Below are 14,841 nucleotides of genomic sequence, written 5' to 3'. Positions count from 1 at the left end.
TCGGTTCCTAGTTTTTCCGTGGGGTGAGCGAGAGACCGCCGGCATAGGCCAGCACCTGTTGCGGCGTCAGCGGCTGGCCGGCAGCGGCGCAATAGACGCCATCGAGCCGCAGACTGCCCTCGGCCAGCGGCTCTTCCTTCGCGGCTGCTGTCTTGCCTGACGCTGCGGCCTGGGCCTGCGGCTGGGCGTAGAAGCCAAGCGCCACACATTGCCGCGTGCCCAGATCGAAACGCCGGGTCAGCAACGGGCGGGTCGGGGTCGCCATTTTCACATCCTTCGGTTCGCTGGCCTGCGGCTTCGGCGCCTCCAGCCCCTTCAGAACCGTGGTGGCGAATTTTATCAGGTCGACCGGGCCGCTCAGGTAATGGTCTTCCTCACTGAGGTCGCGCAGCACCGCGATAGCGAAACTGCCGGCCGGCTTCTGCGCCTTCCACAGATAGCGATCGATGCGATAACCCAGCGGCGAGGTGAAGGCTTCGGCCATCTGCGGCGCGGTCGTCAGGCCCTCCGCCTCCCAGCGCACCCGCTGGTCAGCCGCCTTCACATGCTCCCAGCGCGCACCGCTATCGCCGGCCGCCGCCGAGGTGGCTGACAGCAGGATAACGGCGGCAAGGCTGCGGGATACGACCTTCACTTGGTCTCCTCGAAGATTTCACGCCCGATCAGCATGCGCCGGATTTCCGAGGTGCCGGCGCCGATCTCGTAGAGCTTGGCGTCGCGCAACAGGCGGCCGGTGGCATAATCGTTGATATAGCCGTTGCCGCCGAGAATCTGGATGGCATCCAGCGCCAGCTTGGTCGCCTTCTCGGCCGCGAACAGGATCGCGCCGGCGGCATCCTTGCGCGTGGTCTGGCCACGATCGCAGGCTTTCGCCACCGTGTAGACATAGGCGCGCGAGGCATTCATCTCGGTATACATATCGGCGACCTTGCCCTGAATGAGCTGGAAGGTGCCGATCGACTGGCCGAACTGCTTGCGCTCATGGATATAGGGCAGCACCACGTCCATTGCCGCCTGCATGATCCCCAGCGGACCGGCGGCCAGCACGGCGCGCTCGTAATCCAGGCCACTCATCAGCACGTTGACGCCCTTGCCGACCTGATTGAGCACGTTCTCTTCCGGCACTTCGCAGTCCTGGAAGACCAACTCGCCGGTATCCGAGCCGCGCATGCCCAGCTTGTCGAGCTTCTGCGCCGTCGAGAATCCCTTGAAGCCCTTCTCCACCAGAAACGCCGTGATGCCGCGCGGACCGGCGGCGGGATCGGTCTTGGCATAGACCACCAGCACATCGGCGGTCGGGCCATTGGTGATCCACATCTTGTTGCCGTTGAGGATATAACGGTCGCCCTTCTTGTCGGCGCGCAGCTTCATCGACACGACATCGGAGCCGGCATTGGGCTCGCTCATGGCAAGCGCGCCCAGGTGTTCGCCGGAAATCAGCTTGGGCAGGTAGCGCTTCTTCTGCTCCGGGCTGCCGTTGCGACTGATCTGGTTGACGCAGAGATTGGAATGGGCGCCATAGGACAGGCCCACCGAGGCCGAGCCGCGGCTGACCTCTTCCATCGCCACGCAATGCTCCAGATAGCCGAGGCCGGCGCCGCCGTATTCTTCCTCGGCGGTGATGCCATGCAGGCCCAGATCGCCCAGCTTGGTCCACAGGTCGCGCGGAAATTCGTTGGTCTTGTCGATGGCATCGGCACGCGGCGCCAGCTCGTTATCGACAAAGCCACGCACGGACTGGCGCAGCATATCGGCGGTCTCACCGAGCCCGAAATCGAGCGTCGGATAGCTGTTGGAGATCATGATTATACCCTTCTCGGACGAGACTTCTGAATCGGGTGACGGGACTGTAGCGGATTGCGGCTCAGGATGCAGCCGTGCGGGGCCCATCTGGACGCCCCATAATGCATATCAGCGTCGATAGCCCGGTGGCGCAGTGCACTATCTTGCCGGATTTCTCGGCAAACACATCGAAGCCCGTAATGGTCAGGGTGCGACCATGACGGGTGACCTGCCCGCGTGCCACAAGGCGGTCGCCATCGGCCGGCGCCATGATGTTGATCTTGTATTCCACCGTCAGCACCGTGGCATCGGCCGGAAACAGGCTGAAGGCGGCATACCCTGCAGCGGAATCGGCAATCATGCCGACAATGCCGCCATGCACGAAGCCGTGCTGCTGTGTCAGGTCCGGCTTGCGCACCATCTCGATTTCGCAGAAACCGGGCGTCACGGCAGCGATCGACGCGCCGATCAGATGCATCGCCGGCTGGCGGTTGAAACTGTCGCGCACGCGGGATTCGTAATCCTCGACCTGCGGCTTGAACTGGGGCTGTGAAAACTGGGTCACGCGGCGGCGTCCTTCGGTGCGGGAGGCTGCAGATCGAATGCGGCAACAATACGGTCGATGAAGACCGGCGGAAATGGCCGCGAGCGGCGCTGCTGCAGATCGATGCAGACGCCGGTCAGCCGCGCCGCCATCGCCTGGCGTTCGTCGCCGATGCGGATCAGCCGGTGACGGAACACGATCTTGCGTTCGCCGATGCTCTCCACCGTGCTTTCCATCCGCACCATATCGCCGCCGCGCAGCTCGGCCTGATAATCCACCTCGGCCCTGACGGCGGCGACACCGGCATGCTCCGTCATCATCTGGTCGCGGCCCCAGCCATGAAGGGCGCCCATGGCGAAGGCGGCATCGCCCAGCCAGCCCATGTAGAAACTGACATTCACATGACCCAGATGGTCGCACTGCCAGGCCTGGGTCATCAGGCGCAGGGTTTCGATATAGCGGTCGGCCATAGCCGGGCCTCGTTCAGGGTTTCCTCTGGCTCCCCTGATACCCCGCAAATCGGAATAGAGAAAATCGATTGTATTTATAGTTCGGATAGTTTTTCTCTATTCGGCATGAACCTGACCCAGATCCGTTACTTCATGGCCGTGGCCGAGACCGGCAGCTTCACCCGGGGTGCCGAGCGCGCCAACGTGACCCAGCCGACCCTCTCGGCCGGGATCAAGCGTCTGGAGGAATCGCTGGGCGCCAGCCTGTTCGACCGCGCCCGCGCCGCCCAGCTCACCCCGGCCGGGGCCCGCTTTCTGCCGCGCGCCCGCCTGCTGCTGCAGGAATGGACCGCCGCACGCCGCGAACTGCGCCAGGAAGGCCGGGTGGCGAAACTGCGGCTGCGGCTGGGTTATATTCCCGGCCTGCCGCAGCAGCGCCTGACCGCCCTGCTCGGCAGCTTCGTTGCCGCCCATCCCGATATCGCGCTGGAGACTCTGGAAGCGCCGGCGGCCACGCTGAGCAAGCGCTCCGACATGGGCCGCATCGACGCCGCGATCCTGCCGCTGACCGATGATCGCGACGACCGCAGCCTGACCCTGTTCCGCCAGCGCTACCTGCTGGCCGTGCCGCTGCATCATGCCCTGGCCCATCGCGCCAGCGCGCGGGTTGCCGACCTGCAGGACCAACCCTTCGTGATCCGTCCGCAGGCCGAGATCATGCCGGCTGCCGAAAAACTGTTCGACACGCTGAATGTACGGCCGCGCATCATCGGCCGCGCCGAAAGCGATGCCGGCCTGCTGGCGCTGGTGGAAGCCGGCCTCGGAGTTGCGATCCTGCCGCACTGGCTGGCTGGCGACGGCATCGCCACGCTCAGCCTGCCGGAGCTGCGCGATGCCCATCGCATCGGCCTGGTCTGGCGCGACGACAGCGACGCGGCGCTGCAGCAGTTGCGGGAGTTCGCCAGCGGCCATGACTGGGATGCCGCCGCGCGGCATCCCGTCATCGGGCATTAGACTTTGGCGGCTGCCGCGTCGGCGTGATCCTGGGCATCAACCACGGCGACCGCGCTCATGTTGACCAGGCCGCGCACGGTGACATTGCGCGACACGATATGCGCCGACTTCGCCGCCCCCATCAGGATCGGGCCGACATAGAAGCCCTGCTCCATCTGGCGCACCAGGTTGGACGAGATATTGGCGGCATCGAGATTGGGCATCACCAGCAGATTGGCGCTGCCCTTCAGGCTGTTGTCGGGCATCAGCTTCTCGCGGATCGCTTCCGAGACGGCGGCATCGGCCTTCATCTCGCCCTCGATCTCCACATCCGGCATCAGCTGATGCAGGCGGCGGGTCGCCTCGCGCATCTTCAGCGCCGTGGGCGACGACGACGTGCCGAAATTGGAATGCGACAGCAGCGCGATCTTCGGTACCACGCCGAAGCGGCGCACTTCATCGGCCGCAAGCTGCGTGATCGCCACGACCTCGTCCGCCGTAGGATCGAGGCTGACATTGGTATCGGTGATGAACAGCATGCCATGGGGCAATACGAGGAGCTGCATGGCCGCCGGCACCAGCACGCCCGAGCGCAGGCCGATCACATCGACAATATGCGGCAGATGCTGGTCATACTGGCCCACGGCGCCGCAGATCATCGCATCGGCCTCACCGCGCTGCACGGCCATCGCCGCGATCACGGTGGTGTTGGTACGGATCACGGTGCGGGCATCGTCGGGCGCCACGCCCTTGCGCTTCATCAGCGTCAGGTAACCGGTCCAGTATTCGTGATAGCGGTCGTCGCGCTCCGGGTCGATCAGCTCGACGGTCTCGCCGATCTTCAGGCGCAGGCCGAGCTTCTCGATGCGGCGTTCGACCACGGCGCGGCGGCCGATCAGGATCGGCTGCGCCACCTTGTCGTCCAGCACGATCTGGGCGGCGCGCAGCACGCGCTCGTCCTCGCCCTCGGCATAGATCAGGCGCAGCGGGCGGCGCTTGGCGCGCTCGAAAGTCGGCCGCATGACAAAGCCGGTGCGGTAGACGAACCGCTCCAGGCTTTCGCGATAGGCCTTCATGTCGGTGATCGGGCGCGTCGCCACGCCGCTGTCCATCGCCGCCTGCGCCACCGCCGGCGCGATCTGCAGGATCAGGCGCGGATCGAAGGGCTTGGGGATGAAGTATTCCGGGCCGAAGCTGAGCGCCTCGTCATTGCCATAGGCGCGGGCGACGACGTCGGAGATTTCCGCCATGGCCAGATCGGCGATGGCGCGGACGGCAGCCAGTTCCATCTCCGTGTTGATCGTGGTGGCGCCGACATCCAGCGCGCCGCGGAACAGGAAGGGGAAACAGAGGACGTTGTTGACCTGGTTCGGGTAATCCGAGCGCCCGGTGGCGATGATCGCGTCGGGGCGTACCTTCTTGGCCTCTTCCGGCAGGATCTCCGGCGACGGATTGGCCAGCGCCAGGATGAGCGGTTGCGGCCCCATCTTCTCGACCATCTCCGGCTTCAGCACATTGGCGGCCGAAAGACCGAGGAAGACATCGGCGCCGACGATGGCGTCACCCAGGGTGCGGTGGTTGGTCGGGCGGGCATAGCGCGCCTTGAACTCGTCCATTTGTTCGGTGCGGCCCTCATAGACCACGCCGACGATATCGCTGACGACGATGTTTTCCGACTTCACGCCCAGCGCCACGAGAAGGTCCAGGCAGGCCAACGCGGCGGCGCCGGCGCCGCTTGCGACCAGGCGCACGTCCTCGATCTTCTTGCCGACCACACGCAGGCCGTTCAGCACGGCGGCGGCCACCGTGATGGCGGTGCCATGCTGGTCGTCGTGGAAGACCGGAATCTTCATCTTCTGGCGCAGCGCGCGCTCGACCACGAAGCATTCCGGCGACTTGATGTCTTCCAGGTTGATGCCGCCGAAGGTGGGCTCCAGCGACGCGATGATGGCGATCAGCTTCTCCGGGTCGGTCTCGTTGATCTCGATATCGAAGACGTCGATGCCGGCGAACTTCTTGAACAGCACCGCCTTGCCTTCCATGACGGGCTTGGAGGCGAGCGGGCCGATATTGCCCAGGCCCAGCACGGCGGTGCCGTTGGAGATCACGCCGATCAGGTTGCCGCGGGCGGTCAGCTCGGCGGCCTGGCCGGGATCCTCGACAATGGCGTTGCAGGCGGCGGCAACGCCGGGGCTGTAGGCCAGCGCCAGGTCGCGCTGGGTGCCGAGAGGCTTGGTGGGGGTAATTTCCAGCTTACCGGGCTTGGGCAGCCGGTGATATTCCAGCGCCGCGCGGTCGAGGTCGGATTTCATCAAATCACTCGTTGGATCAACGATAGGGGCAGCCGGTCAGGCCGATTGCCGCCGGGGCAATCAGGCTTACAACAGCCGCATCACGGATGAAAGTGGGACAGGACGTCGCCGGCTGGGAATATGCCCCTGAGGTGGGGTCAATCGAATGGTGCGGTCGAAAAGACTCGAACTTTCACGGCCTTTCGGCCACAGCCACCTCAAGGCTGCGCGTCTACCAATTCCGCCACGACCGCATTTTCGGGCGACGCGGGGGAATAGCAAATCCCGCCGGGGTATTCAAGGCCGCGCCAGAAGTTAATGGCCGATCAGTCGTCAGACCCAATCTTGCTTAGTCGTCAGACATCGTGTCGGTGATCGAGACAGCAACCTTTTCGCCGGAAATGACGATTTCGCCACGGGCGATCAGCTTGTTGTTGGCGAAGATCCAGGCATGGTCGTCGACGCTGGCATCCAGCTCGATCACGGCGCCACGGCCGACCTTCAGCACCTGGTGGATTGGCATGGTCGCCTTGCCCAGCACCACCGAGATCTCGACCGAGACGTCATTGACTGCCGTATTCACCGCCACGGGGTACCTTCCTTCCGGCCACTACAGCCGCTAAGTAACGCATCTCAGGTTAGCACAGAGTTAAGCTCATGTCCGTTCTCCCGCCGCCTTTGAGCCTGATCGACACCCCCGCCGGCCCGGTCGAATGGGCGATCAGCGACGGTCCGGTCCCCTATGAGGCCGCCCTGGCCGCCATGGAGGAGCGCGTCGCCGCCATCCGCGCCGGCACGGCGCCGGAGCTGGTCTGGCTGCTGGAGCATCCGCCGCTCTATACCGCCGGGACCTCGGCCAAAGCCGCCGACCTGCTCGACCCGCGCTTCCCGGTGCATTCCACAGGCCGTGGCGGGCAATACACCTATCATGGCCCCGGCCAGCGTGTGGTTTACCTGATGCTGGACCTCAACCGCCGGGGCAAGGACGTGCGCGCCTTCGTCTGCCGGATGGAGGACTGGGTGATCGCCACGCTCGCCCGCTTCAACGTCAAGGGCGAGATCCGTCCCGGCCGGGTGGGCGTCTGGGTCGACCGTTCGGCCGAACAGGGTCCGGGCCGGGAGGACAAGATCGCCGCCATCGGGGTGCGGGTCCGGCACTGGGTCACCTTCCACGGCCTGAGCCTGAATGTCGACCCGGCGCTGGAGCACTACCAGGGCATCGTCGCCTGCGGCATCCAGAACACGGCGGCCGAACCCTTCGGCGTCACCTCGCTGGTCGACCTGGGCCTGACCGCCGCCCTGCCCGATGTGGACCTGGCCCTGCGCGACACCCTGGAAACCGCCCTGCTGGATCGCCTGGGCGCAACCTGCACTACCTGATTAAGTAAATATCATAAAATACTGAACAGTATTATTTATTCCGGCGTTCATGAGCGCGGCGCTGCTGCCGGCTCATGCTTTCGGTCGAGACCACTTTCGGTGCCTCTGAAGCGGCCTTTGACTTCACGAACAGGACGTAAACCGCCGTGAAGATGACCACCACCCCGAAGCCGACCCACTGGTTCTGCGTCACCCACCAGGCGAGGCCGCCAAAGCCGAGCGATCCGGCATAGCAGATCGCCCAATCCTTCAGGCCCATAACCAGTTTTCTTTTCTCTGCCATAATCTTACCGATACTATATTATTAAGAATGCGAACTTGAGGCCGCCCATATTGGGATTCTGTTGTAGCATCCCTCCGAATGCCTGTCCCCGCTTCGGGATGCTTCGCCAGGCTTCCCTGATCTTCGTTCCGCTTCGATCTGCTTCCTTTGGCTTCGCTGCCGTTCCCTCGGCTTCGTTTGCCTTCCCCTGACCTTCGTTTCGCTTCGTTTGCATTCGTTTCTGCTTAGACGGATATCAGCCTCGGCGCATTGCAACCGCAGGAACATATAGCGTACATTTTAGCGGCTTCAAGGCCTCTCGCCCGCGGGTCTTGATCTTTCCGGCAGACCGCTTTACGTTATTCGTCGAATAACGAATAGAGTGTCATGTCAACCAAATCCGAGACCATTGCCAAGATCGACGACGCCTGCTGCACGGACGGCACGGTCCAGCCCGCGGTGCTGGCCGAACCGCTGCGGGCCGAGGACGAGGAACTGGCGCTGCTGGCGAAGGCGATCGGCCATCCGGTCCGCGTGCTGATCCTGCGCAACCTGCTGCGGATCGGCGCCTGCTATTTCGGCCGGCTGGCCGACCTGCTGCCCGTCGCCCCCTCCACCGCCTCCCAGCATCTGACCATCCTGAAAGACGTTGGCCTGGTGAAAGGCGAGATCGAGGGCGAGCGTCCCTGCTACTGCGTCGACATCGAGAAGCTTCGCCGTGTGCAGCAGCTGATCGGAAACCTGTAAAAAATTTGCCCTGAATATTCGTATTTCGACGAACGACGAAGGAACGCCGATGAACGCCACGACACAAATCCAGCGCCCCGCCCTGCCGGTCATCGTCATCGGTGCCGGCCCTGTCGGCCTTGCGGCGGCCGCCCATCTTCTGGCGCGCGACATCCCGGTGACGCTGCTGGAAGCCGGCGAGACCGTGGCCGCCAATGTGCAGCGCTGGGGCCATGTGCAGCTTTTCTCGCCCTGGTCCTACAACATCGACAAGGCCGCCCGCGCCCTGCTGGAAAAAACCGGCTGGCAGGCGCCGAAGCGCAGCGCGCATCCGACGGGTGCGGAACTGTACGAGCAATACCTGAAGCCGCTGGCCGCCACGCCGGAGATCGCCAGCATCCTGGAGCGCAATGCCCGCGTCACCGGCGTCAGCCGGCTCGGCTTCGACAAGATGAAATCGGCCGGCCGCGACCGCGCGCCCTTCTCCGTCATCGTCCGCGGTCAGGATGGCACCGAACGCCAGCTGCTCGGCGCGGCCGTCATCGATACCTCCGGGACCTGGACGCAGCCCAATCCGCTGGGCAGCAATGGCCTGCCGGTGCCGGGCGAGACGGCGGCTGCCGATGCCATCGCCTATGGCGTGCCGGATGTCGCCGGTGCGGATGCCATGCAGTATGCCGGCAAGCGCGTGCTGGTCCTGGGCGCGGGTCACTCGGCGGCCAATGTGCTGCTCGATCTCGCCAGACTGAAGGACCGCGCACCGGACACCACCATCCTCTGGGCCGTGCGCGGCGACAGTCTCGCCCGCCTGTTCGGCGGCGGCGAGAATGACAAGCTGGCCGCGCGCGGCGCCCTCGGGCAGGCGCTGGAACGGCTGGTGCAATCGGGTGGTATCGCGCTGCATATGCAGAGCAGCATCAGCCGGGTCGACGCCGGCAAATCCCTGACGGTCAGCCTGACGCAGCCGAACGGACAGACCGCCGTGCTGGCGGTGGATCGCATCATTGCGGCGACCGGCCAGCGGCCCGACCTGGATATCCTGCGGGAAATCCGCCTCGATCTCGATCCCGCCACCGAGAGCCCGCGCGTGCTGGCACCGCTGATCGATCCCAACCTGCATTCCTGCGGCACCGTGCGTCCCCACGGGTATCGCGAACTGGCCCAGCCCGATGCCGGTTTCTATATCGCCGGCATCAAGAGCTATGGCCGCGCGCCGACCTTCCTGCTGGCGACCGGCTATGAGCAGGTGCGCTCCATCGTCGCCGCCATCGCCGGCGACAGGACGGCGGCCGACGATGTGCAGCTCGACCTGCCGGAAACCGGCGTTTGCAGCACCAGCCGACCGGCGGCAGCAGAGACAACAGGTTGCAGTACGGCCTCGTCGTCCTGCGGTGCGCCCAAGCCGGCCGTCGTCGCCACGGCCGCCAAGACCTGCTGCTGAAGCCCCATGCCGATCGCTAAAGACCGCCGCACCACCATCGTTCTGGCACTCGGCACCGCGCAGACGCTGGCCTGGGGCTCGACCTATTACCTGCCAGCCATTCTCGCCACCCCGATGGCGGAAGCGTTCGGCGTGTCCACCGGCTGGATTTTCGGCGCCTTCTCCGGCGCCATGCTGCTGACGGCTTTCATCGGTCCCACCGTGGGCCACCGCATTGACCGTTTCGGCGGTCGCAACATGCTGACGGTATCGAGTCTTGTCTTTGCCGCAGGACTTGCCCTGCTGGGCGCCGCCCCAAACCTGGCAACCTATGTGTTGGCCTGGCTGATCATCGGCACTGGCATGGGCATGGGCCTCTATGAGGCGGCCTTCGCCTCGCTGACTGCGATCTATGGCAAGGATGCCCGCAGCGCCATCACCGGCATCACCCTGCTGGCCGGTTTCGCCAGCACGGTCTGCTGGCCCATCTCCGCGCTGGTCGATGCCGAATGGGGCTGGCGGACCACCTGCTTCGTCTGGGCCGCAGCCCATCTGCTGATCGGCCTGCCGATCAACCGCTTTCTGATCCCGGTCGAACTTGGCGAACATGCCGCGCCAAAGGCGCAGGCCGCCGCCCCGCCCGAAGATCTGTTCAGCCGGCCGATGCTGCTGCTGGCCTTTGCCTTCGCCGTGACCTGGTTCACCAGCACGGCCATGGCGGCCCATCTGCCGCGCATTCTGGAAAGCGCCGGCGCCAGCAAGACCGTCGCCATTGCCGCGGCCGCGCTGGTCGGCCCGGCACAGGTCGCCGCCCGCCTGCTGGAATACAGCGTGCTGCAGAAGCTGCATCCCCTGCTATCCGCCCGCGTCTCCGCCATCACGCATCCGCTGGGGGCCGCCATGGTGCTGCTGTTCGGCCCGGCGGCCGCCTATCTCTTCACCATCCTGCATGGCGCCGGCAACGGCGTGATGACGATTGCCAAGGGCACGCTGCCGCTGGTGATCTTCGGTGCGGCGGGCTATGGCCGCCGCCAGGGCTGGCTGGTGGCGCCGGCGCGCTTCGGCCAGGCCGCAGCCCCCTTCGTGTTCGCCGTGCTGCTGGAACGTTATGGCGCCTATGTCCTGCTGTTCTCCAGCGGCCTCTGCCTCGTGGGCTTCGTCGCCATGATGCTGCTGCGCACGACCGCGTCCTCCGAAACCATCGCCAAAGCCTGAGACCCCACAATGGATACCGGCAAGACCTACAACATCCTCTTCCTCTGCACCGGCAATTCCGCCCGCAGCATCCTCGCCGAAGCGATCATGAACGAGATTGGCGGTGGCCGGTTCAAGGCCTTCAGCGCCGGCAGTTTTCCCAGGGGCGAAGTGCATCCCGTCGCACTCGACCTGCTGCGGAAAAGCGGTCACGACATCGGCGGCCTGCGCTCGAAATCCTGGGATGAATTCGCCGGGCCGGATGCGCCGCCGATCGATTTCATCTTCACCGTCTGCGACAACGCCGCCAACGAGGTCTGCCCGATCTGGCCCGGCAAGCCGATGACGGCCCATTGGGGCCTGCCCGATCCGGCTGCCGTGCTGGATAACGAAGTGGAGCAGCGGCTGGCCTTCGCCGACACCTATCGCATGCTGACCAACCGCATCCGTGCCTTCGCCAGCCTGCCGTTTGCGGCGCTGGACGATCTGACGCTGCACAGCCGCCTGCGCGACATCGGCAAGGACAGGGCCGCGGCCTCGTGACGACCGCTGCCGCCCCGCCCGCCGCTCCGGCCATCGGTTTCTTCGAGCGTTACCTCACGCTCTGGGTCGCCCTGTGCATTGTCGCCGGCATCGCCGCCGGCCACTGGATGCCCGGTGTTTTCCAGGCGGTTGCCGCCCTGGAAATCGCCCGCGTCAACCTGCCGGTGGCGCTGCTGGTCTGGCTGATGATCGTTCCGATGCTGCTGAAGATCGACTTCGGCGCGCTGGCCTCGGTGAAACAGCACTGGCGCGGCATCGGCGTGACGCTGTTCATCAACTGGTCCGTCAAACCGTTTTCGATGGCGCTGCTGGGCTGGCTGTTCGTCGGCTGGCTGTTCCGCCCCTGGCTGCCGGCCGACCAGATCGAGTCCTACATCGCCGGCCTGATCCTGCTGGCGGCGGCGCCCTGCACGGCGATGGTGTTCGTGTGGAGCAACCTGGTCGACGGCGAGCCGCATTTCACGCTGAGCCAGGTGGCGCTGAACGACGCCATCATGGTGGTGGCCTTCGCGCCCCTCGTGGGGCTGCTGCTCGGCATATCCGCCATCGCCATCCCGTGGGAGACGCTGCTGCTGTCGGTCGGACTGTATATCGTGATCCCGGTTGCGGTGGCGCAGCTCTGGCGCCGGGCACTGCTGGCCGCCGGCAGCGACACATTCGCCCGCATCCAGCGCCGCCTCGGTCCGGTGTCGCTGGTGGCGCTGCTGGCCACGCTGGTCCTGCTGTTCGCCTTCCAGGGCGAACAGATCGTCGCGCATCCGCTGGTCATCGCCCTGCTGGCCGTGCCGATCCTGATCCAGGTCTATTTCAATTCCGGGCTGGCCTACTGGCTCAATCGCCAGTGCGGTGTCGCCCATTGTGTCGCCGGCCCTTCGGCCCTGATCGGCGCCAGCAACTTCTTCGAACTGGCCGTGGCCGCCGCCATCAGCATCTTCGGCCTGCAATCCGGCGCGGCGCTGGCCACCGTGGTCGGCGTGCTGATCGAGGTGCCGGTGATGCTGTCGGTGGTACATATCGTCAATCGCAGCCGCGGCTGGTACGGCGCGCGCTGACCGGCCGTACCGGACTGTGACGGCCGCCCTGTCCTTTCGCCGCGATCCCGGTCAGGATGACGACTTCATCCGCGACGGAGTCCCGCCATGAACGTCCTGATCTTCGGCGCCACCGGCATGGTCGGCCAGGGCGTGCTGCGCGAATGCCTGGCCGATCCCGGCGTCACCCGGGTGGTGTCGGTCGGCCGCAGCCCCGCGCGCGACACGCCGATGGGCCGGATGCATCCCAAGCTGGAAGACCTGATCCATGCCGACCTTTACGACTACAGCGCCATCGCGGACCGGCTGAGCGGCTTCGATGCCTGCTTTTTCTGTCTCGGCGTCTCGGCCGCCGGCATGACCGAGGCGGCCTATACGCGGGTGACCCATGACCTGACGCTGGCGGCAGCGACCACGCTGGCCCGGCTGAACCCGCAGATGGTGTTCACCTATATCACCGGGCGCGGCACCGACAGCTCCGAACAGGGCAGCATCATGTGGGCCCGGGTGAAGGGCCGCACCGAGAATGACCTGCTGCGCCTGCCCTTCCGGGCCGCTTACATGTTCCGTCCCGGCGCCATCGAGCCCCTGCACGGCATCAAGCCGAAAAGCCGGGTCTACCGCGCGGCCTATATCCTGCTGATGCCCTTTATGCCGTTGGTGAAAAAGCTCTGGCCGGAATCGCTCACCACCACCGAACAGGTGGGCAAGGCGATGATCGCGGTGGCGCGGACTGTGCCGGAGAAGCGCGTGCTGGAAGTGCGCGATATCAACGCGCTCTGATTACAGCGTCTTGGTCTGCGAAAACCCGGTCGCGCCGGCAGCCAGCTCGGCCTCTTCCGGCGTCACCGGGGCATCCTGAACCGCCTCGACATGGGCGGCGTCCGGGCCCTGGTGCAGCTCCTGCTCCAGGCTGTCGAGATCGGACTTCTCGCCATAGGCCAGCACTTCCACCCTTCCGTCGCGCCGGTTGCGCACCCAGCCGACCAGGTTCAGATGCTTGGCCCGGCCCGAGGTCCAGTAGCGGAATCCCACCCCCTGGACCTGGCCGGAAACGAAATAGCGGCGTGCCATCTTGCTCATGGGGGAAGCTTAACCTGCGGCGGTTGGGGGGAAAAGCGGTGGTATGAACGTAACCATGGCGTCCGGCCGGCCATGGCCTAATATGCCGGACACGGAACGAGTCCGTAGAGAAACGGCAAGACACGAGAGGAATTCCATGCGCTTCACCCGGCTTCTGGCCGCCGGCCTCCTGGCCGCCGCCCTGCCCCTGACTGCCACCCTGACCGCCACCCTGACCGCCACTGGCGCTCTGGCCCAGGCCTATCCCACCAAACCGGTGAAGGTGGTCGTGCCCTTCCCGGCCGGTGGCACCACCGACATCCTGGCCCGCCATGTGGCCGCCAAGCTGGGCGACCGCCTGGGCCAGCAGTTCATCATCGACAACAAGGCCGGCGCCGGCGGCAACATCGGCACCGAATCGGTGGCGAAGGCCGATCCCGATGGCTACACCATCATGATGGGCACCATCGGCACCCATTCGATCAACATCAGCCTGTACAACAAGCTGGGCTACGATCCGGTGAAGGATTTCGCGCCGCTGTCGCTGATCGCCATGGTGGCCAATGTGCTGGTCGTGCATCCCTCGGTGCCCGCAAAGAACGTGCAGGAGTTCATCGCGCTGGCGAAGTCGCAGCCGGGCAAGCTCAACTTCGGCACGCCGGGCAACGGCACCTCGGGCCATCTCTCGGCCGAGTTGTTCAAGACCATGACCGGCACGGATCTGGTGCATGTGCCCTATCGCGGTTCGGGCCCGATGCTGACCGACCTGCTCGGCGGCAATGTGCAGTTCACCTTCGACAACCTGCCCTCGGCCCTGCCGCATATCCGCTCCGGCGCGCTGCGGGCGCTGGGCGTCACCACGCCGAAGCGCTGGCCGTCGACGCCGGATATCCCGACCATCGCCGAACAGGGCCTGCCGGATTACAGCGCCACCGCCTGGTTCGCCATGTATGCCCCGGCCAAGACCCCGGCGCCGATCGTGGCCAAGCTGAATGCCGAGATCGACGCGATCCTGAAGACGCCGGAGATGAAGGCGCAGTTCGACCAGCAGGGCGCCGAGCCCGTGGGCGGTTCGCCGCAGGTGCTGGCCGACCTGATGAAGACCGAGATCGAGAAATGGGCCAAGGCCGTGAAGGCCTCGGGCGCCAAGATCGACTGAGGCTG

The 14,841-nt window shown here is 65.5% G+C and carries 17 protein-coding genes and 1 tRNA gene; 9 read left to right on the top strand and 9 right to left on the bottom strand.

Features of this window, described 5'->3' with window-relative positions; translation table 11 throughout:
- Positions 1-7: 7 nt before the first annotated feature.
- From AC1ROB_RS12720 to AC1ROB_RS12705, 4 genes are all read right to left on the bottom strand, one after another.
- Positions 8-634: a hypothetical protein gene (locus AC1ROB_RS12720; protein ID WP_492970797.1), complete on the bottom strand. Its 627-nt coding sequence runs from the start codon at positions 632-634 to the stop codon at positions 8-10.
- Entirely contained in the window at positions 631-1,803 is a 1,173-nt protein-coding gene (locus AC1ROB_RS12715) for an isovaleryl-CoA dehydrogenase (protein ID WP_492970798.1), read from the bottom strand. The genes AC1ROB_RS12720 and AC1ROB_RS12715 overlap by 4 nt, the downstream gene beginning before the upstream one ends.
- A 61-nt stretch (positions 1,804-1,864) precedes the next feature.
- Positions 1,865-2,347, bottom strand: coding sequence for a PaaI family thioesterase (locus AC1ROB_RS12710; RefSeq protein WP_492970799.1), 483 nt, complete (start codon positions 2,345-2,347; stop codon positions 1,865-1,867).
- The gene (locus AC1ROB_RS12705) at positions 2,344-2,796 is read right to left on the bottom strand and encodes an acyl-CoA thioesterase (RefSeq protein WP_492970800.1); all 453 of its coding nucleotides are present in this window, start codon (positions 2,794-2,796) and stop codon (positions 2,344-2,346) included. Before AC1ROB_RS12705 ends, AC1ROB_RS12710 begins: the two co-directional genes overlap by 4 nt.
- A gap of 105 nt (positions 2,797-2,901) precedes the next feature.
- Between AC1ROB_RS12705 and AC1ROB_RS12700 the strand changes: the two genes are divergently transcribed.
- Positions 2,902-3,789 carry a LysR family transcriptional regulator gene (locus tag AC1ROB_RS12700; RefSeq protein WP_492970801.1) on the top strand — a complete coding sequence of 296 codons (888 nt, stop codon included), beginning with the start codon at positions 2,902-2,904 and terminating at the stop codon, positions 3,787-3,789.
- Here AC1ROB_RS12700 and AC1ROB_RS12695 read toward each other — a convergent pair.
- The 3 genes from AC1ROB_RS12695 to AC1ROB_RS12685 form a co-directional block, all read right to left on the bottom strand.
- Complete coding sequence (locus AC1ROB_RS12695; protein WP_492970802.1) at positions 3,786-6,080, bottom strand: NADP-dependent malic enzyme; 2,295 nt, start codon at positions 6,078-6,080, stop codon at positions 3,786-3,788. The genes AC1ROB_RS12700 and AC1ROB_RS12695 overlap by 4 nt on opposite strands.
- A gap of 146 nt (positions 6,081-6,226) precedes the next feature.
- A tRNA-Leu gene (locus AC1ROB_RS12690) sits at positions 6,227-6,313 on the bottom strand.
- A gap of 95 nt (positions 6,314-6,408) precedes the next feature.
- On the bottom strand, positions 6,409-6,648 hold the full coding sequence (locus tag AC1ROB_RS12685) for a FliM/FliN family flagellar motor switch protein (RefSeq protein ID WP_492970803.1): 240 nt from the start codon (positions 6,646-6,648) through the stop codon (positions 6,409-6,411).
- Between the two features lie 68 nt (positions 6,649-6,716).
- On the opposite strand from AC1ROB_RS12685, the gene lipB reads away from it, so the two are divergent.
- A complete protein-coding gene (gene lipB, locus AC1ROB_RS12680) occupies positions 6,717-7,439 on the top strand; it encodes a lipoyl(octanoyl) transferase LipB (protein WP_492970804.1) in 723 nt (240 codons plus the stop codon).
- A 31-nt stretch (positions 7,440-7,470) separates the two neighbouring features.
- Here lipB and AC1ROB_RS12675 read toward each other — a convergent pair whose 3' ends face one another.
- Complete coding sequence (locus AC1ROB_RS12675) at positions 7,471-7,698, bottom strand: hypothetical protein (RefSeq protein ID WP_492970805.1); 228 nt, start codon at positions 7,696-7,698, stop codon at positions 7,471-7,473.
- 390 nt (positions 7,699-8,088) lie between these two features.
- Here AC1ROB_RS12675 and AC1ROB_RS12670 point away from each other — a divergent pair, with 390 nt between their 5' ends.
- The 6 genes from AC1ROB_RS12670 (at position 8,089) to AC1ROB_RS12645 (ending at position 13,398) form a co-directional block, all read left to right on the top strand.
- A complete protein-coding gene (locus AC1ROB_RS12670) occupies positions 8,089-8,448 on the top strand; it encodes an ArsR/SmtB family transcription factor (protein WP_492970806.1) in 360 nt (119 codons plus the stop codon).
- Positions 8,449-8,497: 49 nt separating this feature from the next.
- Positions 8,498-9,868: an FAD-dependent oxidoreductase gene (locus AC1ROB_RS12665; RefSeq protein ID WP_492970807.1), complete on the top strand. Its 1,371-nt coding sequence runs from the start codon at positions 8,498-8,500 to the stop codon at positions 9,866-9,868.
- Positions 9,869-9,874: 6 nt separating this feature from the next.
- Positions 9,875-11,062 (top strand): MFS transporter, encoded by a 1,188-nt coding sequence (locus AC1ROB_RS12660; protein WP_492970808.1) that lies wholly within the window; start codon positions 9,875-9,877, stop codon positions 11,060-11,062.
- Positions 11,063-11,071: 9 nt separating this feature from the next.
- The gene (locus AC1ROB_RS12655; RefSeq protein ID WP_492970809.1) at positions 11,072-11,584 is read left to right on the top strand and encodes an arsenate reductase ArsC; all 513 of its coding nucleotides are present in this window, start codon (positions 11,072-11,074) and stop codon (positions 11,582-11,584) included.
- 32 nt (positions 11,585-11,616) lie between these two features.
- Positions 11,617-12,636, top strand: coding sequence for an ACR3 family arsenite efflux transporter (gene arsB / locus AC1ROB_RS12650; protein ID WP_492972194.1), 1,020 nt, complete (start codon positions 11,617-11,619; stop codon positions 12,634-12,636).
- Positions 12,637-12,723: 87 nt separating this feature from the next.
- Positions 12,724-13,398: an NAD-dependent epimerase/dehydratase family protein gene (locus AC1ROB_RS12645; RefSeq protein ID WP_492970810.1), complete on the top strand. Its 675-nt coding sequence runs from the start codon at positions 12,724-12,726 to the stop codon at positions 13,396-13,398.
- On the opposite strand, the gene AC1ROB_RS12640 is transcribed toward AC1ROB_RS12645, so the two are convergent.
- Positions 13,399-13,698: an acylphosphatase gene (locus tag AC1ROB_RS12640; RefSeq protein WP_492970811.1), complete on the bottom strand. Its 300-nt coding sequence runs from the start codon at positions 13,696-13,698 to the stop codon at positions 13,399-13,401.
- A 136-nt stretch (positions 13,699-13,834) separates the two neighbouring features.
- Here AC1ROB_RS12640 and AC1ROB_RS12635 point away from each other — a divergent pair, with 136 nt between their 5' ends.
- Positions 13,835-14,836 carry a Bug family tripartite tricarboxylate transporter substrate binding protein gene (locus AC1ROB_RS12635; RefSeq protein WP_492970812.1) on the top strand — a complete coding sequence of 334 codons (1,002 nt, stop codon included), beginning with the start codon at positions 13,835-13,837 and terminating at the stop codon, positions 14,834-14,836.
- The last annotated feature ends 5 nt before the right edge of the window (positions 14,837-14,841 follow it).

This window comes from Ferrovibrio sp. GW821-FHT12F09 (assembly GCF_058806775.1).
Note: the sequence above shows the minus strand (reverse complement) of the source record. Positions and strands in the feature narration are given on the sequence as shown.

Coding starts and splice junctions, on each gene's coding strand:
- AC1ROB_RS12715 (WP_492970798.1), bottom strand. CDS start 1,803: ATGATCTCCAACAGCTATCCGACGCTCGATTTCGGGCTCGGTGAGACC.
- AC1ROB_RS12705 (WP_492970800.1), bottom strand. CDS start 2,796: ATGGCCGACCGCTATATCGAAACCCTGCGCCTGATGACCCAGGCCTGG.
- AC1ROB_RS12700 (WP_492970801.1), top strand. CDS start 2,902: ATGAACCTGACCCAGATCCGTTACTTCATGGCCGTGGCCGAGACCGGC.
- AC1ROB_RS12695 (WP_492970802.1), bottom strand. CDS start 6,080: ATGAAATCCGACCTCGACCGCGCGGCGCTGGAATATCACCGGCTGCCC.
- lipB (WP_492970804.1), top strand. CDS start 6,717: ATGTCCGTTCTCCCGCCGCCTTTGAGCCTGATCGACACCCCCGCCGGC.
- AC1ROB_RS12675 (WP_492970805.1), bottom strand. CDS start 7,698: ATGGGCCTGAAGGATTGGGCGATCTGCTATGCCGGATCGCTCGGCTTT.
- AC1ROB_RS12670 (WP_492970806.1), top strand. CDS start 8,089: ATGTCAACCAAATCCGAGACCATTGCCAAGATCGACGACGCCTGCTGC.
- AC1ROB_RS12665 (WP_492970807.1), top strand. CDS start 8,498: ATGAACGCCACGACACAAATCCAGCGCCCCGCCCTGCCGGTCATCGTC.
- AC1ROB_RS12660 (WP_492970808.1), top strand. CDS start 9,875: ATGCCGATCGCTAAAGACCGCCGCACCACCATCGTTCTGGCACTCGGC.
- AC1ROB_RS12655 (WP_492970809.1), top strand. CDS start 11,072: ATGGATACCGGCAAGACCTACAACATCCTCTTCCTCTGCACCGGCAAT.
- AC1ROB_RS12645 (WP_492970810.1), top strand. CDS start 12,724: ATGAACGTCCTGATCTTCGGCGCCACCGGCATGGTCGGCCAGGGCGTG.
- AC1ROB_RS12640 (WP_492970811.1), bottom strand. CDS start 13,698: ATGAGCAAGATGGCACGCCGCTATTTCGTTTCCGGCCAGGTCCAGGGG.
- AC1ROB_RS12635 (WP_492970812.1), top strand. CDS start 13,835: ATGCGCTTCACCCGGCTTCTGGCCGCCGGCCTCCTGGCCGCCGCCCTG.